Source organism: Microbacterium rhizosphaerae (genome assembly GCF_034120055.1).
Classification (GTDB): domain Bacteria; phylum Actinomycetota; class Actinomycetes; order Actinomycetales; family Microbacteriaceae; genus Microbacterium; species Microbacterium rhizosphaerae.
Genome location: NZ_CP139368.1, coordinates 1,536,427 through 1,556,958 on the forward strand (window position 1 = coordinate 1,536,427; position 20,532 = coordinate 1,556,958).

Below are 20,532 nucleotides of genomic sequence, written 5' to 3' on the forward strand. Positions count from 1 at the left end.
ATGGACGAGCGCGAGCGTCGCCCGGAATCGGAGGGGATCGTCATCCCTCCGCGCCCGCCCCTGCCGCCGGGCGCGGCTGCGCCGGCATCGGAGGGCGCGGCCTCGTCGGAGAACGAGACGGTCCCCATCGAGCGCCCGGTACCGGATGCTGGGGCGCCTGCGGAGGCCGCGCCGCCTGCGGAGGCCGCGCCCGAGCCTGCGGTGACCGAGCTCATCGCTCATCGGGAGCAGCCCGGGGCGGCCGCCGAGCCTGCGGTGACCGAGCTCATCGCGCACCGCGGCGAGCCGGCACCCGAGCCCGAAGCGACGACCCTCCCGCTCCCGATCGTCGGTGCGCCGGCCGAGGCTCCTGCGGCCCCGCGGGCGCCGGCCGCCGACAAGCCGAAGAAGAAGCGCCACCGCGGCCGCGCCGTCGCCTGGACGCTCGTCTCGGTCGTGCTCGTGCTCGTGGTCGTCGGCGTCGTCGGCTGGTTCGCCGGCGAGGCGTGGGCCGAGAAGACCGTCACGGCGACCGTCCAGCAGCAGACGGCGAAGGCGCTCGGCCTCTCCAGCGGCAAGGATGTGCAGGTCGGCCTCACCGATCCCGTCCTGCCGCAGGTGCTCGCGGGATCGCTGAAGACCGTCGACGTCACGGTCCCGAACGCGCCCATCGGCGGATCGACCGGCACCGTCAAGCTCCACGCCACGGACGTGCCGACGCGCGGGTCGGGCACGGCCTCGAGCGCCGACGCATCCATCACCCTCTCGCCCGGCGCGCTCGCATCGCTGGCCGGCGCGCAGAAGGACATCGTGCCGGGATCCCTGAAGGTCGTCGGCTCGAACATCGCCGTGACGCTCGATCCGGCGATGTTCCTCAGCCACGTCGCGTTCACGCTCACCTTCGCCCCCTCCGTTTCGCAGGGACAGCTCGTCCTGACGCCGAGCGGCTTCCAGGTCGCGGGGTTCGACGTCTCGGCCGAGACGATCCGCAAGCGGTTCGGGGGCCTGGCGGCCGGTATCCTCGCGCCGCGGACGATGTGCGTCGCCTCGTCCTTCCCGAAGGGGCTGACCCTCACCGGCATCCAGGTCTCCGAGACGGCGGTCGTCGCCGATTTCGCGGTCGATCCGCACATCGCGACCGACCCCGCGCTGCAGGCGAAAGGCACGTGCCCATGAGAAAGCCTTGGCTCTGGATCGCCGGCCTCGCCGGTGTGGCCGTCATCGCCGTCGTCGCGTGGTTCGCGGGGGAGTGGATCGCCACCCAGATCGTCACGTCGACCGTCCGCCAGCAGGTGATCGAGCAGCTCGCTCTGCCGGCCGACCAGCAGGTCGACGTCACGGTGCAGGAGCCGGTCATCCCGCAGCTCGTCAAAGGCTCGATCGACGCCATCACGGTCTCGTCTCCGGACGTCCCGATCGAGTCGTTCAGCGGCGACGTGACGGTGCACGCCACCGGCGTGCCGATCCGCGGCGACGGCGACGTGCAGAGCGCCACCGCGACGGTCTCGATGGACCAGAAGCAGCTGCAGGGCCTCCTGTCGACGGTCGACGGGTTCCCCGCCGACTCGGTCGGGCTCGCAGACCCGAACGTCACGATGTCGAAGGATGTCAGCTTCCTCGGCGCGTCCATCCCGTTGGGGATCGGCCTCACCCCGAGCGCGAAGAACGGCGAGCTCGTCCTCACGCCCGACTACGTCAAGGTGGGCGGCGCGCAGCTGAGTGCGGCCGACGTCGAGCGCAGGTTCGGCACGGCGGCGGATGCCGTCCTCCACGACTATCCGGTGTGCATCGCCAAGTACCTGCCGGTCGGGATGAAGCTCGCCCACGTCGCTGTGACGGGAGACCAGCTCGTCGCGCATTTCGACATCGACGGCGCGATCATCCATGACAAGACGCTTCAGCAGAAGGGCACGTGCGCCTGAGCCCCGCTCCGGGGTGCCCTAGACTTTCAGGAACCCCCGGAGCCCGAGCGGCCTTGCCCGGCGCTCATACCCGCGCCGCAGGGCCGCTCTGAACGACGACCGATTGGCCTTCACCCCGTGACCGCGTCTCCTCTCACGCCGTCGTGGCTCGTCGTGCCCGAGGGTCCGGACGGTCAACCCGACGCGAACGGTCTCGCCTCCGCGGTGTGGCCCGCCTCAGCGGAGCGCGTGGACGGCGAGCTGCAGGTCGGCGGCGTCTCGGCGTCCGAGCTCCGAGAGCGCTTCGGCACCCCGCTGTACGTCCTCGACGAGACCGAGGTCCGCGCGCACGCGCGGCGCACGCTCGACGCCTTCCGTGCCGCGACGGGGCGCCACGGCGTCATGACGCGCGTCTACTACGCGGGCAAGGCGTTCCTGTCGACGGAGGTCGTGCGCTGGGTGACCGAGGAGGGCCTCGCGGTCGACGTCTGCAGCGGCGGAGAGCTCGAGGTCGCGCTCGCCGCGGGCGCCGTTCCCGCCCACGTCGGCTTCCACGGCAACAACAAGTCCATGGCCGAGCTCGAGCGCGCCGTCGAGGCGGGTGTCGGGTCGATCGTCGTCGACAGCCCGATAGAGATCGAGCGGCTCGCCGCCATCGTCGAGCGCCTCGGCGCGACGCAGCCCATGCTGCTGCGCGTGCGCAGCGGCGTGCACGCCGAGACCCACGACTTCCTCGCGACGGCGCACGAGGACCAGAAGTTCGGCTTCTCGCTGGATGACGCGCCCGCCGCGGTCGCCCGCATCCGCGAGATCACGGGGCTCGTCTTCATCGGCCTGCACTGCCATATCGGATCGCAGATCTTCGACTCGTCGGGCTTCACCGAGTCGGCGTCGCGTCTCGTCGAGGTGCACGCCGCGCTGCTCGAGGACGGCGACATTCCCGTCATGAACCTCGGCGGCGGCTTCGGCATCGCCTACACGTCCGTCGACGACCCGCAGCCGATCGAGCAGATCGCCGAGGGCATCGTCGCGGCGGTGGCGCAGGAGTGCGCGGTGCGCGGCATCCCGATGCCGAACCTGGCCTTCGAACCGGGCCGCGCGATCGTCGGCCAGGCGGGCGTCACGCTGTACGAGGTGGGCACGGTCAAGCCCGTCGTCGTGTCGAACGACCTCACGCGCCTCTATGTCAGCGTCGACGGCGGCATGAGCGACAACGCGCGCCCCGCCCTGTACGGCGCGAACTACTCGGCCCGGCTCGCGTCGCGCGTCAGCGAGGCGGCTCCGGCGCTCGCGCGCGTGGTCGGCCGGCACTGCGAGTCCGGCGACATCGTCGTGGATGCCGAGTACCTCCCCGGCGACGTCGCCCCCGGCGACCTCCTCGCCGTGCCCGCCACCGGCGCCTACTGCTTCTCGCTCGCGAGCAACTACAACTACACGCCCCGCCCGCCCGTCGTCGCCGTGCGCGACGGGCAGGCGCGCGTCATCGTCCGCGGCGAGACGGTCTCCGACCTGCTCGCGCGCGACGCCGGCCTCGCGGCCGCAATGGAAGGGAATGCATGACCGACTACCGTCGCCTGCGTGTCGCGCTCCTCGGAGCCGGCTCCGTCGGATCCCAGGTGGCAGCGCTCCTGCTGCGCCACGAGGACGAGCTCGCCGACCGTGCCGGGGCTCGCCTCGAGCTCGCCGGCATCGCGGTGCGCGATGTCGACGCGACGCGTGACGTCGAGCTGCCCCGGGACCTCTTCACGACGGATGCGGAGTCCCTCATCGTGGGCGCCGATATCGTGATCGAGCTGCAGGGCGGCATCGAGCCGGCTCGCACCCGCATCCTCCAGGCGATCAACTCGGGCGCCGACGTCGTCACCGCCAACAAGGCGCTGCTGGCGACCCACGGCGCCGAGATCTTCGAAGCCGCCGACCAGGTCGGCGCGCAGGTCTACTACGAGGCCGCCGCGGCCGCCGCCATCCCGATCATCCGGCCGCTGCGGGACTCGCTCGCCGGTGACCGCGTGCGCCGCATCATCGGCATCGTCAACGGCACGACCAACTACATCCTCGACCGGATGGACCATGAGGGCGCCGAGCTCGCCGACGTGCTGGCCGACGCGCAGCGTCTCGGCTACGCCGAGGCAGATCCGACGGCGGATGTCGAAGGCTACGACGCGGCGCAGAAGGCGGCCCTGCTCGCGAGCCTCGCGTTCCACACCTCGGTGCCGCTCGAGGCGGTGCACCGCGAGGGCATCCTCGGGATCGATCGGGCGATGATGGATGCCGCGCGCCACGCGGGCTACGTCATCAAGCTGCTGGCCGTGTGCGAGCGCCTGGCCGACCCCGCGAACGGGAGTGCGACGGGCGAGGCGATCTCGGTGCGCGTGTACCCGGCCCTCATCGACCGCAGCCACCCCATGGCCAACGTGCGCGGCGTCAACAATGCCGTGTTCGTGCAGGCCGAGGCGGCGGGCGACCTCATGTTCTACGGCGCGGGCGCCGGGGGCGTCCAGACGGCGTCGGCCGTCCTCGGCGACGTCGTCTCGGCCGCGCGCCGCCACATCGCCGGCGGCGTCGGGGTGGGCGAGTCGACCCGCGCCAATCTGCCGATCCTGCCGATCGGGCGGGTGGTCACGAGCTACCAGATCACGCTCGAGGTCGACGACCGGCCCGGCGTGCTGGCCGAGGTGGCCGGCATCCTCTCCGACGGACGCGTGTCGATCGCGACCGTCGAGCAGACCCTCGTCGACGACCAGGCGTGGGCGCGCCTCGTCATCGGCACACACAAGGCCCTCGAGCAGGACCTCAGCGAGACCGTCGAGCGTCTCGCCTCGAGCGACGTCGTCGAGCGCGTGGTCTCGGTCATGCGCGTGGAAGGAGACTGACATGGCACACGTCTGGCGCGGAGTCCTCCGCGAGTACGCCGATCGACTCGGGGTGACCGACTCGTCGACGGTCGTCACCCTCGGCGAGGGCGGCACGCCGCTCCTGCCGGCCCCCGCCCTCTCCCGCCGCACCGGCGCGGACGTGTGGGTGAAGTTCGAGGGCATGAACCCCACCGGTTCGTTCAAGGACCGCGGTATGACGGTCGCCATCTCGCGCGCGATCGATCACGGCGCGAAGGCCGTGATCTGTGCGTCGACGGGCAACACATCGGCCTCCGCCGCCGCGTACGCGGCGCACGCGGGCATCACTGCGGCCGTGCTCGTCCCCGAGGGCAAGATCGCGATGGGCAAGCTCAGCCAGGCCGTCGCGCACGACGGCCGTCTCATCCAGATCCGCGGCAACTTCGACGACTGTCTCGAGATCGCCCGCGAGCTCGCCGACAGCTACCCCGTGCACCTCGTGAACTCGGTGAACCCCGACCGCATCGAGGGTCAGAAGACGGCGGCGTACGAGATCGTCGAGCAGCTCGGCGACGCCCCCGACTTCCATTTCATCCCGGTGGGCAACGCGGGCAACTACACGGCCTACACGCGCGGCTACACCGAGGAGGCCGCACGCGGCATCTCGACCCGCGTGCCGCGCATGTTCGGCTTCCAGGCCGCCGGCTCCGCCCCGCTCGTGCGCGGCGAGGTCGTGAAGCACCCGGAGACCATCGCGACCGCCATCCGCATCGGCAATCCGGCATCGTGGCACCTCGCCCTCGAGGCGCGGGAGGCGACGGACGGCTACTTCGGCGCTGTCGAGGACGAGAAGATCCTCGCCGCGCAGAAGATCCTCGCGGCCGAGGTCGGCGTCTTCGTCGAGCCGGGCTCCGCGGCGAGCGTCGCCGGTCTGCTGGACCGCGCCGAGGCGGGAGTCATCCCGGCCGGCGCGCGCATCGTCCTGACCGTCACCGGCCACGGTCTGAAGGACCCGCAGTGGGGACTCCGCCTGGCCGACGGCACGCAGGCGCAGCCGACGGTCGTGGATGCCTCGACCAGCGAGGTCGCCTCCGTGCTCGACCTCGTCGCCTCCGGAGCCACCGCGTGAAACAGACGCCCGGGGGCGTCGAGATCGGGCGCCGCGTCACGGTGCGGGTGCCCGCGACGAGCGCGAACCTCGGGCCCGGATTCGACACGCTCGGCCTCGCGCTGAGCGTGTACGACGAGCTCAGCGTCACGGCTCTGCCCGAGGGCGAGCTCGTCATCGAAGCCGAGGGCGAGGGCGCGGACGACGTCCCGCGCGACGCCTCGCACCTGGTCGTCCGCGCGATCGCGTATGCGTTCGAGGCGGTCGGGCGACGGATGCCGGGCCTGCACCTGCGCGCCGTCAACGTCATCCCGCACGGACGTGGCCTCGGCTCGTCCGGCGCCGCCGTCGTCTCGGGCCTGCTCGCCGCGAAGGGACTGCTCGAGGGCGATGTCGAGCTCGGCCCCGACACGCTCCTGCGCCTCGCGACCGAGATCGAGGGCCATCCCGACAACGTCGCCCCCGCCCTCTTCGGCGGCTTGACGATCGCGTGGGTCGACCAGTTCGGCCCCCAGCACAAGAAGCTGCTCGTGCACCGCGGCGTCTCGCCGCTCGTCTTCGTGCCCGGCTTCACCATGTCGACGACGGTCGCTCGCAGCCTGCAGCCCGACCACGTCACCCGCGAAGACGCCGTCTTCAACGTCTCGCGCTCGGCACTCCTCATCGCGGCTCTGACCCAGAGCCCCGAGCTGCTTCTCGCCGCCACCGAGGACAAGCTCCACCAGAGCTACCGCGCAGCCGCCATGCCCGAGACCGATCGTCTCGTCCAGGCCCTGCGCGCGGCGGGCTACGCCGCCGTCGTCTCGGGCGCCGGCCCGAGCGTGCTCGTCCTCGCGGACGGACCGGGCCAGCGCCTGACCGCGGCGGAGGTCGCCGCATCCGTCGTCGACACCCCATGGACCCCCCTGATGCTGGCCGTCGACTTCAAGGGTGGTACAGTGAGGGTGCACGCGGAGGATGCCACCGACTAGGTGAATCTGCCCTCCGACGCAATTCTGCGAGTCGTTGCAATAAAACCCGCGCCGGGCCCGAGCGGCCTGTCTGCGCTGCCGTCCTCACGGCGTTCGGCACGATCGTGCAGTTTCCATTCGTTTGACATAGGGAGAACTCGTGGAGTCCATCTCCGAGATCCACAACGACGGCGCGCCCGTCGACGACCGCACCGACGCGGACGTCGTCGAGGAGTCCGTGGCTGAGGACCAGGCGGCCGCGGAGGCCGTCGCCGAAGACATCGCGGCGGACGCCGCACAGCTGGCCGATGAGGCCGCCGCGGCCGAGCGGGTCGCGGAGGAGCTCGCCGGGGAGGCCGTCGAGATCGAGGCCGTCGTCGAGCAGCTCGAGGCCGAGGGCGAGACCGAGGCCGCGGCCGTCGGTGAGGAGATCGCCGAGGAGGTGGCCGCCGAGGCGGTCATCGCCGAGGAGGTCGCCGAGGCCGCTGCCGAGGAAGCCGTCGTGGAGGCGGTCGAGGCCGAGGTCGTCGCCGAGGCTGTTGCGGAGGCCGCCGCCGAAGAGACGCCCGCTGCGGCCCCCGCCGAAGGGGCCGCCGAGGCCGAGAAGCCCGTGAAGGCACCGCGCAAGCGTGCGCCGCGTCGGGCGAAGAGCACCGACGTCGTGACGCCCGCAGAGGCTCCGGCCGAGACCGGCGCTGAGGCTCCGGCCGAGCCCGGCGCTGAGGCTCCGGCCGAGACCGGCGCTGAGGCTCCGGCCGAGACGCCGGCCGCCGAGGGCGCGCCGAATGTCGAGGAGCCCGTCGCCGAGACGGCCGGCGTCGCCGAGCAGGCCGCCGAGGCTTCCGAGTCGGCGGAGGCCGCGGAGCCGGCGGAGGGCGCGGAGACGCCCCGTCGTTCGCGCAGCCGCAGCCGTTCACGCGGACGCGGCCAGGCCCAGCAGCCCGACGCCGCGGAGGGTGCCGACAAGGGCGAGGCCGAGGCCATGCCCCCGCAGGGTCAGAACGGCCAGCAGGGCCAGAACCCGCAGGGTCAGAACCAGCAGGGCCAGAACCAGCAGGGTCAGAACCAGCGGGATCAGAGCCAGCAGGGCCAGAACAGCCGCAACCGCCAGCGCAACAAGCGCCGCACCCCGGGTGCTCCGGCCGACGAGTTCGAGACCGAGATCGGCGAGGACGACGTCCTGATCCCGATCGCCGGCATCCTCGACGTGCTCGACAACTACGCGTTCGTGCGCACCTCGGGATACCTGCCGGGCCCGAGCGACGTCTACGTCAGCCTCGGCCAGGTCAAGAAGTACAACCTGCGCAAGGGCGACGCCGTCGTCGGTGCGATCAAGCAGCCCCGCGAGGGCGAGCAGTCCGGCCGCCAGAAGTACAACGCCCTGGTCAAGGTCGACGCGGTCAACGGCCTCTCCGTCGATGACGCCGCCACGCGCGTGGAGTTCGGCAAGCTGACGCCGCTCTACCCGCAGGAGCGCCTGCGCCTCGAGACCGCGCCCGAGAAGCTGACCCAGCGCATCATCGACCTGGTCGCCCCGATCGGCAAGGGCCAGCGCGGCCTGATCGTCGCCCCGCCCAAGGCCGGCAAGACGATCGTGCTGCAGCAGATCGCCGACGCCATCGCCAAGAACAACCCCGAGGTCCACCTCATGGTCGTTCTCGTCGACGAGCGTCCGGAGGAGGTCACCGACATGCAGCGCAGCGTCCGCGGCGAGGTCATCGCCTCGACGTTCGACCGCCCTGCCGAGGACCACACGACGGTCGCCGAGCTCGCCATCGAGCGCGCCAAGCGCCTCGTCGAGCTCGGCCGCGACGTCGTCGTGCTGCTCGATTCGATCACGCGCCTCGGCCGTGCGTACAACATCTCCGCGCCGACGTCCGGCCGCGTGCTCACCGGCGGTGTCGACGCATCCGCCCTGTACCCGCCCAAGCGCTTCTTCGGCGCCGCGCGCAACATCGAGAACGGCGGATCGCTCACGATCCTCGCCACCGCGCTCGTCGAGACCGGCTCCAAGATGGACGACGTCATCTTCGAGGAGTTCAAGGGCACGGGCAACAGCGAGCTGCGCCTGTCGCGCCAGCTCGCCGACAAGCGCATCTTCCCGGCCGTCGACGTCAACGCGTCGAGCACCCGTCGCGAGGAGATGCTGCTCAGCGCCGACGAGGTCAAGATCACCTGGAAGCTGCGTCGGGCGCTCGCGGGCCTCGACCCGCAGCAGGCCCTGGAGGTCGTGCTCGGTAAGCTGAAGGAGACGCAGTCGAACGTCGAGTTCCTCGTGCAGATGCAGTCGGCGCAGCTGAAGACGACGGCATCCGGCCGGGAGAGCCACGGCGGGGGCCACAGCCACGCGCACGACAACAGCATCCGCTGAGCCACCGTGTTCGAGTCCGTACAGGGCCTGATCGACGAGCACCGCGCGGTCCAGGAGGAGCTCTCCGACCCCGCGGTGCACGCCGACGCGGCGCGGGCGAAGCGCGTCAACCGGCGCTACGCCGAGCTGTCGAAGATCGTGCACGCGCACGAGGCGTGGCTCGCCGCATCCGACGACCTCGATGCGGCGCGCGAACTCGCCCGTGAGGACGAGGCCTTCGCGGCCGAGGTCCCGGTGCTCGAGGAGCAGCTCGCGCAGGCGCAGGAGCGCCTGCGGCGGCTGCTGATCCCCCGTGACCCCGACGACGCCCGCGACGTGATCATGGAGATCAAGCAGGGCGAAGGGGGAGCGGAGAGCGCACTGTTCGCGGCCGACCTCCTGCGCATGTACCTCCAGTACGCGGCCTCGCAGGGCTGGAAGACCGAGATCCTCGACCGCAACGAGTCCGACCTCGGCGGCTACAAGGACGTCCAGGTCGCGATCAAGGGCTCGAGCTCCGACCCGGCGCAGGGGGTGTGGGCCCACCTCAAGTACGAGGGCGGCGTGCACCGCGTCCAGCGCGTGCCGGCCACCGAATCCCAGGGCCGCATCCACACCTCCACGACCGGCGTGCTCGTCTTTCCCGAGGTCGACGAGCCCGACGAGATCGAGATCAATCCGAACGACCTCAAGATCGACGTGTTCCGGTCGTCCGGTCCGGGTGGGCAGTCGGTCAACACGACCGACTCGGCCGTGCGGATCACGCACCTGCCGACCGGCATCGTCGTGTCGATGCAGAACGAGAAGTCGCAGCTGCAGAATCGCGAGGCCGGCATGCGCGTCCTGCGTGCGCGCCTCCTCGCGCGCCAGCAGGAGGAGCTGGATGCGGCGGCCTCCGACGCGCGCAGGTCCCAGATCCGCGGCATGGACCGCTCCGAGCGCATCCGCACCTACAACTTCCCCGAGAACCGCATCGCCGACCATCGCACCGGCTACAAGGCGTACAACCTCGACCAGGTCATGGACGGCGCACTCGAGCCCGTCATCGAGTCCGCGATCCGCGCCGACGAGGAGGAGCGCCTCGCCGCACTCGGCACCTGACCGGCGCTAGGCTTCGCGTGTGATCCGATTCCTCATCCGGGCAGCGATCTGGCTCGTGTCGGCATTCCTCGGTCTGGTCGTCGCCGATCTGCTGCTGCAGGGCTTCTTCCTGCACTGGGACAACTGGTGGGGCGTCCTGCTCGCCGTCGTGATCTTCGCGATCCTCCAGAGCGTCCTGGCGCCCTGGATCCTGAAGATGGCCCATCGCTTCGCGCCCGCTTTCCTCGGCGGCATCGGCCTGCTCTCCACGTTCCTGGCGCTGCTGATCGCGGTGCTGATCCCCGCGGCGGGAATCGGCATCGACGGACCGGTCGCCTGGATCGTCGGCACGCTCATCGTGTGGCTCATCACAGCCCTCGCGACGTGGCTGCTGCCGGGCGTCTTCCTCAAGAACCGGGTGCAGGGCGGGCGAGCCTGACGCCTCACCACCCGCTGCGGGTCGGTGTGTGTCCGTCGCGGGCGTCATCCGGCATCGCCATCTCCGCGCGCATGCCGAGCAGGCGCACGGGCCGGTCGGGAGCGATCTTCGCGACGAGCTCCATCGCCTTCGCGACGACGGTGTCACGATCGCGCGTCTCGGGGATGCGCTTCGTGAACGTCTTCGTCGTGAACGGGACGTACCGCACCTTGAGTCCGAGGCCGACGACGGGCCTGCCGTCGGCGTCCACGTCCTCGAGCACCTGGTCGAGCAGCGTGCGCGCCGCATCCTCGATCTCCGCCCGCGTGGCGAGGTCGACCTGGTATGTCGTCTCGCGGCTGTGTCCGCGCGCGACCCACGGCGTGTCGTCGACGATCGCGGATGAGCCGCCGCGCCCGAGCTCGCGGTACCAGAGACCCATGCGAGGCCCGAACTCGGTCTGCAGGGGAGCATCCGGCGCCGCGGCCAGGTCGGAGACGGTGTGGATGCCGAGTCCCGCCAGTCGCTTCGACACCTTCGCCCCGATGCCCCACAGCTCCACGGTCGGCCGGTCGCCCATGACGTCGAACCAGTTCTCCGCCGTCAGGCGGAAGACGCCCCGCGGCTTGCCGAATCCGGTGGCGATCTTAGCCCGCACGAGGGTGTCGCCGATCCCGACGCTGCAGTGGAGCCGCGTGCGCTCCAGAACGGACCGCTGCAGCTGCCGCGCGTACGCCTCCGGGTCGTCGGCGTCGACGCCCACGAACGCCTCGTCCCACCCGAGCACCTGCACGGTCGCTCCGGGCTGCGCGCGCAGCGTCTCCATGACCTCCGCCGACGCCGCGTTGTACGCGGCCGCGTCGACGGGGAGGATGACGGCGTCCGGTGCTTTGCGCGCGGCGAGGCGCAACGGCATCCCGGAGCCGACGCCGAATTCCCGCGCCTCGTAGGAGGCGGTCGACACGACGGCCCGCTCAGTCGGATCGCCGCGGCCGCCGACGATCACCGGCAGGCCCGCCAGCTCTGGATGCCGCAGCACCTCGACGGCCGCGATGAACTGATCGAGGTCGACGTGCAGCACCCAGGGACGCACCGGCATACGGCGAGGCTACGCCCGAGGGGGGACAGCCCCGAGGTCGCGGGTCAGATGTGGTACTCGGGCGCGGTCAGGATCGCCCGCGTGTCCTCGCCGGGGCGGCGACTGCGCGCCTTCGCCGGGATGCCGACGAGGACGGAGTCGGGGCCCGCATCCCGCGTGACGACGGCGTTCGCGCCGATCACGCTGCCCGCGCCGATCGTGATCGGGCCGAGGACCTTGGCACCCGCACCGACGGCGACGCCGTCCTCGAGGGTGGGATGCCGCTTGCCGTGGTCGCGGGTGCGGCCGCCGAGCGTCACGCCGTGGTACAGCATGACGTCGTCGCCGACCTCGGCGGTCTCGCCGATGACGACGCCCATGCCGTGGTCGATGAAGAACCGCCGGCCGATGGACGCGCCGGGATGGATCTCGATGCCGGTGAGCCAGCGCGTCACCTGAGAGCCGGCGCGCGCGAGGAAGCGGAAGCCCCGGACCCACAGCGCGTGCCACACCCGGTGCGCCCAGATCGCGTGCAGCCCCGGGTACAGCACCGCGATCTCGATCCCCCCGCGCGCGGCAGGGTCGCGCAGCTTGGCCGCAGCCACGTCCTCGCGCACCCGCGCGAAGAATCCGATGCGTTCCTCGGTCATTCGGTCTGAACCTCCGGCTCGCGCAGGTGCGCGTACAGTGCGGTCGACAGGTAGCGCTCGCCGGAGTCCGGCACGACGACGACGATGCGCCCGCCCGCGGATTCCGGGCGCGCGGCGATCTGGAGAGCCGCCCACACGGCGGCGCCGGCGGACATGCCGGCGAGGATCCCTTCGCGGGTGGCGAGCGCGCGCGCGACCTCGATCGCGTCGTCGAACTCGACGTCGAAGATCTCATCGACGACCGAGCGGTCGAGCACATCCGGAACGAAGTTGGGTCCGATGCCCTGGATGCGGTGCCCGCCGGAGCGTCCCTCGGTGAGGACGGGGGAGTCCTTCGGCTCGACGAGACCGATCTTCACGTCCGGGTTGCGCTGCTTGAGCACCTGCCCCACGCCGGTCACGGTGCCGCCGGTGCCCGAGCCGGCGACGAACCAGTCCACCCGCCCCTCGGTATCGCGCCAGATCTCCTCGGCGGTGGTCCTGCGGTGGATCGCAGCGTTCGCCTCGTGCTCGAACTGGCGGGCGAGGACGGCGCCGGGGGTCTCCGCGACGATTCGCCGGGCGGTCTCGACCGCCTCGGTCATGCCCTTGTGCGGGTCGGTCAGCACGAGCTCCGCCCCGTACGCCTTCAGGAGCGTGCGGCGCTCCTTCGACATGGAGGCGGGCATCGTCAGGATGACGCGGTATCCCCGCGCGGCTCCGATCAGCGCCAGCGAGATGCCCGTGTTCCCGCTGGTGGACTCGACGATCGTGCCACCGGGCGCCAGCTCACCCGCGGCCTCCGCGGCCTCGACCAGCGCGTAGCCGAGGCGGTCCTTCACCGACGAGCCGGGGTTGTAGAACTCGAGCTTCGCGAGCACCTCCGCGCCGAGACCCGCCGTCAGCGCGTTGAGCCGCACGAGCGGCGTCTCACCGAAGGCGGTCGTGATGTCCGAATGGATGCCGGGCACGTGGTGCTCCCTTGACTCAGTACTGCCGCAGACGCCGACGGCGCATCGGCTCCCGACGAGGTCGGGCGCCGACGCGCCGTCGTGACGCCTCAATCTTCGCGCAGATCCGCGTAGAGCGCCGTCGACAGATACCGCTCGCCGAACGAGGGGACGACCACCACGATGTTCTTGCCGGCCGCCTCGGGACGCGCCGCGACCTGCAGGGCGGCCCAGATCGCCGCACCGGACGAGATGCCCACGAGGATGCCGTCCTGGGTGCCCACGGCGCGCGCGGTCGAGATCGCGTCGTCGAACTCGACGTCGATGACCTCGTCGATGACGCCCTGGTCGAGGATCTCGGGAATGAAGTTCGGCCCGAGGCCCTGGATCTTGTGGGGTCCGGGCGTGCCCTTGGTCAGCAAGGGGGAGTCGGCCGGCTCGACGGCCACGACCTTCGCGCCGGGCACCCGCTCCTTGAGCACCTGCCCGACACCGGTGATCGTGCCGCCTGTGCCGATGCCGGCGACGAAGTAGTCGATCTGACCGTCGGTGTCGCGGATGATCTCCTCCGCCGTGGTCTTGCGGTGGATGGCCGGGTTGGCCTCGTTCTCGAACTGGCGCGCGAGCACGGCGCCGGGGATGTCCGCGACCAGCTCGTTCGCCTTGGCGACCGCGCCCTTCATGCCGCCGGCCGGATCCGTGAGCACGAGCTCGGCACCGTAGGCCTTCAGCAGGAGCCGACGCTCGATCGACATCGACGACGGCATCGCGAGCACGACGCGGTATCCGCGCGCAGCGCCGACCATCGCCAGCGCGATGCCCGTGTTGCCGCTCGTCGCCTCGACGATGGTTCCGCCCGGCTGCAGCTCGCCGGACGCCTCCGCAGCGTCGACGATGGCGATGCCGAGCCGGTCCTTGACGCTGGAGGCGGGGTTGTAGAACTCGAGCTTGGCCAGGATGTTTCCGCCGACGCCCTCAGCGACGCGGTTCAGGCGCACGAGCGGCGTGTTGCCGAATGCGGACGTGATATCGGGGTGGATGCCGGTCATGTCAGGCCTTTCGCGGGTTCTCGGCTGATCAGGCACCAGCCTAGGGGGACTGGATTTCAATGAGTCCAAGTGTGACGCGGCTGCGCACCGACCTGAGTACCCTCACACGCTCAGGGCCTGCACCGCCTCGCGATGAGGTTCGGCGACCCGGGCGGCGGTGCGCCGGCTCTAGAGTGGGTGCGGTCATGGCCTCTCCCGACGCATCCTCCGTACTCTCAGACGTCCTGCGGCGCGCGGTCGCCGCCCTCGCCGAAGCAGGCATCGCCGATCCCTCCGTCGACGGCGAGCTGCTCGCAGCGCACGTCCTGGGGCTCAGCCGCGGCGGGGTGCAGGCCGCGGCCATCCGCGGCGACGCGGTGTCGACGGAGGATGCGGCGGCCCTCGCCGCGCTCGTCGCCCGACGCGCCGCGCGCGAGCCGCTGCAGCACCTCACCGGTCGTGCGCCCTTCCGCCATCTCGAGCTCGAGGTCGGGCCCGGAGTCTTCGTGCCGCGCCCCGAGACCGAGCTCCTGGCACAGCTCGCGATCGATGCGCTGCGGGCCGACGCATCCGCGGCTCCGGTCGCGGTCGATCTCGGCACCGGCAGCGGCGCCATCGCCATCGCGATGGCCACCGAGGTCCCGCACGCCCGCGTGCATGCGATCGAGCGGTCGCCGGAGGCCTTCGCGTGGGCCGCGCGCAACGCCGCCCGCCTCGCGCCCGACAATCTGGAGGTCGCTCTGGGCGACCTCGCCGACGCCGCCGTGTCGCTCCACGAGCTCGCGGGGACGGTCTCCGTGGTCGTATCCAACCCGCCGTACGTCCCCGACGACGCGATCCCGCGCGATCCGGAGGTGCGGCTGTTCGATCCGCCGCAGGCGCTCTACGGCGGACCGGACGGCCTCGACGTCGTGCGCGTCCTCAGCGGAGTGGGACTCGCGCTCGCGCGCCCGGGAGGACTCATCGCCATCGAGCACGGCGAGTGGCAGGGGGAGGACGTGCGCGCCGTGCTCACGCGAGCCGGATGGCGGGCCGCTGCCACGCATCCCGATCTGACGACGCGCGACCGGGTGACGACCGCTCTGCGCCCCTGACGGGCGCCTCGCACGTCCCGCGGGGAGCGCGCGGCCATCTGAAATAGACTGGGAACGCCATGACCTCCCTCCTCTTCGAATGCCGTGACGAGGCGCAGCTGCTGGCCGGGATGCGCCAGGCGCGTCAGGCCATCGGACGCGGCGACCTCATCGTCCTGCCGACCGACACCGTCTACGGCATCGCCGCCGACGCGTTCTCCCCGTCCGCCGTCGCGCGCCTGCTCGATGCGAAGGGCCGCGGCCGTCAGTCACCCCCGCCCGTCCTGGTCGCCGGACGCGCGACCCTCGCGGCCCTGGTCTCGGAGGTCCCCGAGCCCGTCGAGCGCCTCGTCGACGCCTTCTGGCCCGGTGGACTGACCATCGTGCTGCCCGCGCAGCCTTCGCTGGCGTGGGATCTGGGCGATACGCACGGCACGGTCGCCGTCCGCATGCCCGCCCACCGCATCGCCCTCGAACTGCTCGAGGAGACCGGACCGCTCGCGGTCTCCAGCGCCAACAAGACGGGCATCGCCGCGGCCCTCACCGCGGAGGGCGCGCGCACCATGCTGGGCGACCTCGTCGACGTCTATCTCGAGGACGGCATGGTCGAGAACGGCATCGCCTCGACGATCGTGGATGCCACGACCCTCGTCGGCGGCCAGACGCCCATCGTGCGGGTCCTGCGCGACGGGGCGATCGATCGCGCACGCCTGCGCGAGGTGCTCGGCGACCTGCTCGAGCCGGACCCTGCCGATGAGTCCGACACGGCAGCCGGCGCGGAGTCCGACACGGCAGCCGGCGCCGAGGCCGGCGAGGTGTCGGAGCCGGCCGTGGCCGCGCCGGCGGACGCGCCGCCGGCGGACGGCTCCGCGTGAAGCAGTACCTCTTCGCGGTCATCCTCACCGCAGCTCTCACGCTGTGCCTCTCCTGGGCGGTGTGGCGACTGAGTCTGAGGTACAAGCTCTACCCGGGCATCCGCGAGCGCGATGTCCACAAGACGCCGACGCCCCGGCTCGGCGGCATCGCCATGTTCCTGGGCGTCGTCGCCGCATTCGTCGTGTCCGCGCACAACCCGTTCTTCTCGATCATCTGGACCGATCCGAACCAGATCTACGCGATCCTCGGCGCCACCGGCATCATCGTGATCGTCGGCGTCGCGGACGACCTCTGGGATCTCGACTGGTTCATCAAGCTCGGCGCCCAGTTCCTCGCCGCCGGCATCATCGCCTGGTTCGGGCAGCTGCAGATCTACACGATCCCGATGTCGGGCGGCATCACGTATCTGCCGAGCGGCCTCAGCGTCCTGCTGACCGTGTTCGCGATCGTCGTCGTCATGAACGCCGTCAACTTCATCGACGGCCTCGACGGCCTCGTCGCGGGCGTCTGCCTCATCGCGAACGCGATCTTCTTCGCCTACTCCTACCTGTTCGTGCGGGATGCCGGCGCGAGCAGCTACTTCAATCTCGCATCCTTCATCGCGGCCGTGCTCGTCGGCGCCTGCGCCGGCTTCCTGCCGCTGAACTGGAGTCCGGCCAAGCTGTTCATGGGGGATGCCGGCGCCCTCATGCTGGGCCTGCTGATGGCCACCTCCGCCATCGCGATCACCGGCACGTGGGATCCGTCGATGCTCGATCCCAACGTCTTCGGGCGCTCGCAGCTGCTCGGCGCGTTCATGCCGATCCTGCTGCCCATCGCCGTCGCGATCCTGCCGCTCATCGACTTCGGCTCAGCGGTCATCCGCCGGCTGCGTGCGGGCAAGTCGCCCTTCTCGCCCGATCGCAAGCATCTGCACCACCGCATGCTCGACATGGGCCACTCGGATCGCGACGCGGTCCTCATCTTCTACGCCTGGACGGCGATCGCCGGCCTCTCCCTGCTGCTGATGTACATCGCGACGCGGCAGGACTGGTGGGGCCAGTACTGGATCGGCGTCGCCTACGGCGTCGTCGGCATCGCGGCCTGCCTCGTCGTCACCTTCACCCCCGCCCGCCGGCGGGCCGGCCAGCCGGATGCCGAGCCCCGCCGCCCAGAGGAGAGCCCCGTATGAACTATCAGAGACGCACCGCGACGATCATCCTCAACGCGACGCTGCGCTGGGCCGGGATCATCATCGGCATCCTCGCCGTCGTGGCCGCAGGAGTCGGCTACCTCGTCGCGGGGTGGAACGGCCTGTGGAGCGGCCTGGCCGGCGTGCTGCTCGCCGGCCTCTTCTTCGGGCTCACCGCCCTCATGATGCTCATCGGCGCCCGGCTGCCCGGCGACCAGCTGATGTCCACCGGCTACTTCGTCGTGGTGATGGGCGGCTGGTTCGTGAAGGTCGTCGTCTTCCTCGTCGGGATGCTGGTGCTGCGTGCGCAGCCCTGGATCGTGCCGTGGGTCTTCTTCTTCTCGGCCATCGCCGGGGCGCTCGCATCCCTCATCGTGGACATCGTCGTGTTCGCCAGAGTGCGGGTTCCGTACGTCGGAGAGGTGCCTCTTCCGGGCTCTTCAGACGATTCCTCGAAGCCGCCTACGAATTCGTGAGCCTGAAGGTTTCCTGATATGGTTGGGGAGTCGTCGCTTGCGCGGCCCGCGCCACAGAGCGTTGTTGCGCGCCAGCGGTCCACGACTCTCCTGACCCCCCGTCGCGCCGTTCCCCGGCGCCCCGAAGCTGGAGCCTAAGCTGTCAATCCACGTCGCTTCAATGATCGCCGCCGCGTCGAGCGATGACGGCGGGTTCCACGGCCCGTCCATCGACGACTTCTTCCCGCCGGCACTTCTCTTCCCGGGAACGCCGTTCGAGCTGAACCGCGTGATGCTCATCCGCGTCCTGGTCGTCGTGCTCCTGATCCTCATCTGCTGGCTCGCCACGCGTCGTATGAAGATCGTCCCGGGCCGCGGTCAGGCGGCGTTCGAAGCCGTCTTCATGTTCGCCCGGAAGAACATCACCTACGACACGCTCGGTGAAGAGCGCGGCCGCAAGTACGAGCCGATCATCATGACGATGTTCTTCCTCGTGCTCTCGATGAACCTGACGGGCACCATCCCCGGCCTCCAGGTCGCGACGACGGCGCTGATCGGTCTGCCCATCGTGCTCGCCATCATCTCGTGGGCCACGTTCATCTATGCGGGCATGCGCGAGAAGGGCTTCCGGTTCTGGAAGGACTCGGTCGTCCCGTCGGGCGTGCCGGGCTGGCTGCTCGTCTTCATCGTCCCGCTCGAGTTCCTGTCGACCTTCATCGTGCGGCCCGTCACCCTGACGCTGCGACTGACGATGAACATGATCGCGGGCCACATGCTCCTGGTGCTCTGCTTCACGGCCACGCAGTTCTTCTTCTTCACGGTTCTCGCGAACGGCAACCTGCTCGGCCTCCTCGGTCTCGGCTCATTCGCCTTCGGCGTCGCGTTCACGGTCCTGGAGCTGTTCATCGCGGCTCTGCAGGCGTACGTCTTCGCGGTCCTCACGGCCATCTACATCCAACTCGCGGTCGCCGAAGAGCACTGATCCGCTCCGGCACCTCAACCCAAACCCCTTCGAAAGGAACCACCCAGTGAACATCGTCGGACAACTCGCTCCGCTCGCCTTCGGTCTCGCCGTCATCGGCTCCGGTATCGGCGTCGGCTACGTCATCGGCAAGACGATCGAGTCGGTCGCACGTCAGCCCGAACTCCAGGGCCGTCTCCAGAGCCTCATGTTCATCGGTATCGCTCTGACCGAGGCCCTCTGCTTCATCGCCATCGCCGTCGCATTCATCCCGTTCCCCAAGCCGTAATCGGCCCGCACAGCCAAGGAGTCTGAATGCTCGAGGCATTCGTCACCGCAGCGGCGGACGCGCAGGTCAGCCCCGTCCTCCCCGCGCTCCCCGACCTGGTCTGGGGCACGCTCGCGTTCATCATCGTGCTCGTGTTCTTCATCTGGAAGATCCTGCCGACCATGAACAAGCTGCTCGACGAGCGCGCCGACGCCATCCAGGGTGGCATCGAACGCGCCGACGAGGCACAGGCCCAGGCCACCGCCGCGCTTGAGGAGTACACGGCGAAGCTCGCCGACGCCCGCGGCGAAGCCGCAGCGATCCGCGACCAGGCGCGTGCCGACGGCGCGAAGATCATCGCGGACGCCAAGGAGCACGCTCAGGCCGAGGCCGCCCGTGTCACGGCCAACGCGCAGGCGCAGCTCGCCGCCGAGCGTCAGACGGCGTTCGTCCAGCTGCGCGGCGAGGTCGGCACGCTGGCGCTCGACCTGGCAGGCGGTGTCATCGGCGAGACCCTCGCCGACGACAAGCGCGCGCAGTCCGTCGTCGACCGCTTCCTCGCGGAGCTCGAGGCGTCCGAAACGGCTGGCAAGGCCTGATGGGCAGCGCGACCACTCAGGCCGTGGCGGCGACGACCGCGGCGCTGAACGCCGCCTCGTCCGTCGACCTCAGTGTCGCCGGCGAGCTCTTCGCCGCGGCGCGGATCCTGAGCGCGTCGCCGCAGCTGCGCGGGGCGCTCGCCGACTCGTCCGCTGCTGCGCAGCTGCGCACCGCCGTCGTGCGCGATGTGTTCGGCACGGCGCTGTCGGCGCCGGCCATCGGCCTTCTCGACGCCGCCGTCTCCCAGGCCTGGTCGTCGGAGGACGACCTGGTCGACGGTCTCGAGGAGCTGGCCGTTCGCGCGGCCACCCAGGCGGACCCGGCGGCGGATGTCGACGGCGAGCTGTTCGAGTTCTCGCGCATCGTCGCGGCGAACCCGGAGCTGGAGCTCGGGCTCGGGAGCCGCGTGGGCGCGTCGGAGAAGAAGGGCGAGCTCGTCGAGTCGCTCCTGCGGGGACGCGCGAGCGAGGCGACCACGCTCATCGCAGCCTCCCTCATCCGCGAGCCCCGCGAGCGCCGCGTGCGCGAGCTGCTCGCCTGGGCGATGCGTCTCGCGGCCGCCCAGCACGGCCGCACGGTCGCGACGGTCTACTCCGCCGCGCCGCTGAGCGCGGCGCAGTCCGAGCGGCTGTCGAACGCACTGGCCGCGAAGTACGACACCCAGGTGTCGCTCAACTCCGTGATCGATCCGACAGTGGTCGGCGGACTGCGCGTGCAGGTCGCCGACGACGTCATCGACGCGACCGTGTCGGCGCGACTCGCCGACCTCCGTCGGCGCCTCGCCGGCTGATCCAGACTTCCCGCCGATGGCGGAGACTTCGGG

Annotated in this window: 21 protein-coding genes; 17 read left to right on the top strand and 4 right to left on the bottom strand. The window is 70.8% G+C overall.

What is annotated here, in order from left to right:
* The 9 genes from SM116_RS06690 to SM116_RS06730 all read left to right on the top strand — a co-directional run bounded on the left by SM116_RS06690 (window position 1) and on the right by SM116_RS06730 (window position 10,641).
* Entirely contained in the window at window positions 1–1,155 is a 1,155-nt protein-coding gene (locus SM116_RS06690; RefSeq protein WP_320943678.1) for an LmeA family phospholipid-binding protein, read from the top strand.
* Complete coding sequence (locus SM116_RS06695; protein WP_320943679.1) at window positions 1,152–1,901, top strand: LmeA family phospholipid-binding protein; 750 nt, start codon at window positions 1,152–1,154, stop codon at window positions 1,899–1,901. Before SM116_RS06690 ends, SM116_RS06695 begins: the two co-directional genes overlap by 4 nt.
* 117 nt (window positions 1,902–2,018) lie before the next feature.
* A complete protein-coding gene (gene lysA / locus SM116_RS06700) occupies window positions 2,019–3,440 on the top strand; it encodes a diaminopimelate decarboxylase (protein ID WP_425563248.1) in 1,422 nt (473 codons plus the stop codon).
* Entirely contained in the window at window positions 3,437–4,753 is a 1,317-nt protein-coding gene (locus tag SM116_RS06705; RefSeq protein ID WP_320943680.1) for a homoserine dehydrogenase, read from the top strand. Before lysA ends, SM116_RS06705 begins: the two co-directional genes overlap by 4 nt.
* A gap of 1 nt (window position 4,754) precedes the next feature.
* Window positions 4,755–5,843 carry a threonine synthase gene (thrC, locus tag SM116_RS06710; RefSeq protein ID WP_320943681.1) on the top strand — a complete coding sequence of 363 codons (1,089 nt, stop codon included), beginning with the start codon at window positions 4,755–4,757 and terminating at the stop codon, window positions 5,841–5,843.
* A complete protein-coding gene (thrB, locus tag SM116_RS06715) occupies window positions 5,840–6,793 on the top strand; it encodes a homoserine kinase (RefSeq protein ID WP_320943682.1) in 954 nt (317 codons plus the stop codon). The genes thrC and thrB overlap by 4 nt, the downstream gene beginning before the upstream one ends.
* A gap of 139 nt (window positions 6,794–6,932) precedes the next feature.
* Window positions 6,933–9,143 (top strand): transcription termination factor Rho, encoded by a 2,211-nt coding sequence (rho, locus tag SM116_RS06720; protein WP_320943683.1) that lies wholly within the window; start codon window positions 6,933–6,935, stop codon window positions 9,141–9,143.
* Window positions 9,144–9,149: 6 nt separating this feature from the next.
* Window positions 9,150–10,223, top strand: a complete 1,074-nt coding sequence (gene prfA, locus SM116_RS06725) for a peptide chain release factor 1 (protein WP_320943684.1) — start codon at window positions 9,150–9,152, stop codon at window positions 10,221–10,223.
* A 19-nt stretch (window positions 10,224–10,242) separates the two neighbouring features.
* Window positions 10,243–10,641, top strand: coding sequence for a phage holin family protein (locus SM116_RS06730; RefSeq protein WP_320943685.1), 399 nt, complete (start codon window positions 10,243–10,245; stop codon window positions 10,639–10,641).
* A gap of 4 nt (window positions 10,642–10,645) precedes the next feature.
* On the opposite strand, the gene SM116_RS06735 is transcribed toward SM116_RS06730, so the two are convergent.
* The 4 genes from SM116_RS06735 to cysK (SM116_RS06750) all read right to left on the bottom strand — a co-directional run bounded on the left by SM116_RS06735 (window position 10,646) and on the right by cysK (SM116_RS06750) (window position 14,326).
* Window positions 10,646–11,719 (bottom strand): DNA polymerase IV, encoded by a 1,074-nt coding sequence (locus tag SM116_RS06735; protein ID WP_320943686.1) that lies wholly within the window; start codon window positions 11,717–11,719, stop codon window positions 10,646–10,648.
* A 44-nt stretch (window positions 11,720–11,763) separates the two neighbouring features.
* Complete coding sequence (gene epsC / locus SM116_RS06740; protein WP_320943687.1) at window positions 11,764–12,348, bottom strand: serine O-acetyltransferase EpsC; 585 nt, start codon at window positions 12,346–12,348, stop codon at window positions 11,764–11,766.
* Window positions 12,345–13,298, bottom strand: coding sequence for a cysteine synthase A (gene cysK, locus SM116_RS06745; RefSeq protein ID WP_320943688.1), 954 nt, complete (start codon window positions 13,296–13,298; stop codon window positions 12,345–12,347). Before cysK (SM116_RS06745) ends, epsC begins: the two co-directional genes overlap by 4 nt.
* A gap of 89 nt (window positions 13,299–13,387) precedes the next feature.
* Window positions 13,388–14,326 carry a cysteine synthase A gene (gene cysK, locus SM116_RS06750; protein WP_320943689.1) on the bottom strand — a complete coding sequence of 313 codons (939 nt, stop codon included), beginning with the start codon at window positions 14,324–14,326 and terminating at the stop codon, window positions 13,388–13,390.
* Between the two features lie 185 nt (window positions 14,327–14,511).
* Here cysK (SM116_RS06750) and prmC point away from each other — a divergent pair, with 185 nt between their 5' ends.
* From prmC to SM116_RS06790, 8 genes are all read left to right on the top strand, one after another.
* Complete coding sequence (prmC, locus tag SM116_RS06755; protein WP_320943690.1) at window positions 14,512–15,399, top strand: peptide chain release factor N(5)-glutamine methyltransferase; 888 nt, start codon at window positions 14,512–14,514, stop codon at window positions 15,397–15,399.
* A gap of 59 nt (window positions 15,400–15,458) precedes the next feature.
* Window positions 15,459–16,253 (top strand): L-threonylcarbamoyladenylate synthase, encoded by a 795-nt coding sequence (locus tag SM116_RS06760; RefSeq protein ID WP_320943691.1) that lies wholly within the window; start codon window positions 15,459–15,461, stop codon window positions 16,251–16,253.
* Entirely contained in the window at window positions 16,250–17,425 is a 1,176-nt protein-coding gene (locus SM116_RS06765; RefSeq protein ID WP_320943692.1) for an MraY family glycosyltransferase, read from the top strand. Before SM116_RS06760 ends, SM116_RS06765 begins: the two co-directional genes overlap by 4 nt.
* The gene (locus SM116_RS06770) at window positions 17,422–17,901 is read left to right on the top strand and encodes a Cg1360 family ATP-synthase-associated protein (RefSeq protein WP_320943693.1); all 480 of its coding nucleotides are present in this window, start codon (window positions 17,422–17,424) and stop codon (window positions 17,899–17,901) included. The genes SM116_RS06765 and SM116_RS06770 overlap by 4 nt, the downstream gene beginning before the upstream one ends.
* A 160-nt stretch (window positions 17,902–18,061) precedes the next feature.
* The gene (gene atpB, locus SM116_RS06775; RefSeq protein WP_320943694.1) at window positions 18,062–18,862 is read left to right on the top strand and encodes a F0F1 ATP synthase subunit A; all 801 of its coding nucleotides are present in this window, start codon (window positions 18,062–18,064) and stop codon (window positions 18,860–18,862) included.
* Window positions 18,863–18,908: 46 nt separating this feature from the next.
* On the top strand, window positions 18,909–19,130 hold the full coding sequence (gene atpE / locus SM116_RS06780) for a F0F1 ATP synthase subunit C (RefSeq protein WP_320943695.1): 222 nt from the start codon (window positions 18,909–18,911) through the stop codon (window positions 19,128–19,130).
* 26 nt (window positions 19,131–19,156) lie between these two features.
* On the top strand, window positions 19,157–19,708 hold the full coding sequence (locus SM116_RS06785) for a F0F1 ATP synthase subunit B (RefSeq protein ID WP_320943696.1): 552 nt from the start codon (window positions 19,157–19,159) through the stop codon (window positions 19,706–19,708).
* Complete coding sequence (locus SM116_RS06790) at window positions 19,708–20,499, top strand: F0F1 ATP synthase subunit delta (RefSeq protein WP_320943697.1); 792 nt, start codon at window positions 19,708–19,710, stop codon at window positions 20,497–20,499. The genes SM116_RS06785 and SM116_RS06790 overlap by 1 nt, the downstream gene beginning before the upstream one ends.
* Window positions 20,500–20,532 lie beyond the last annotated feature (33 nt).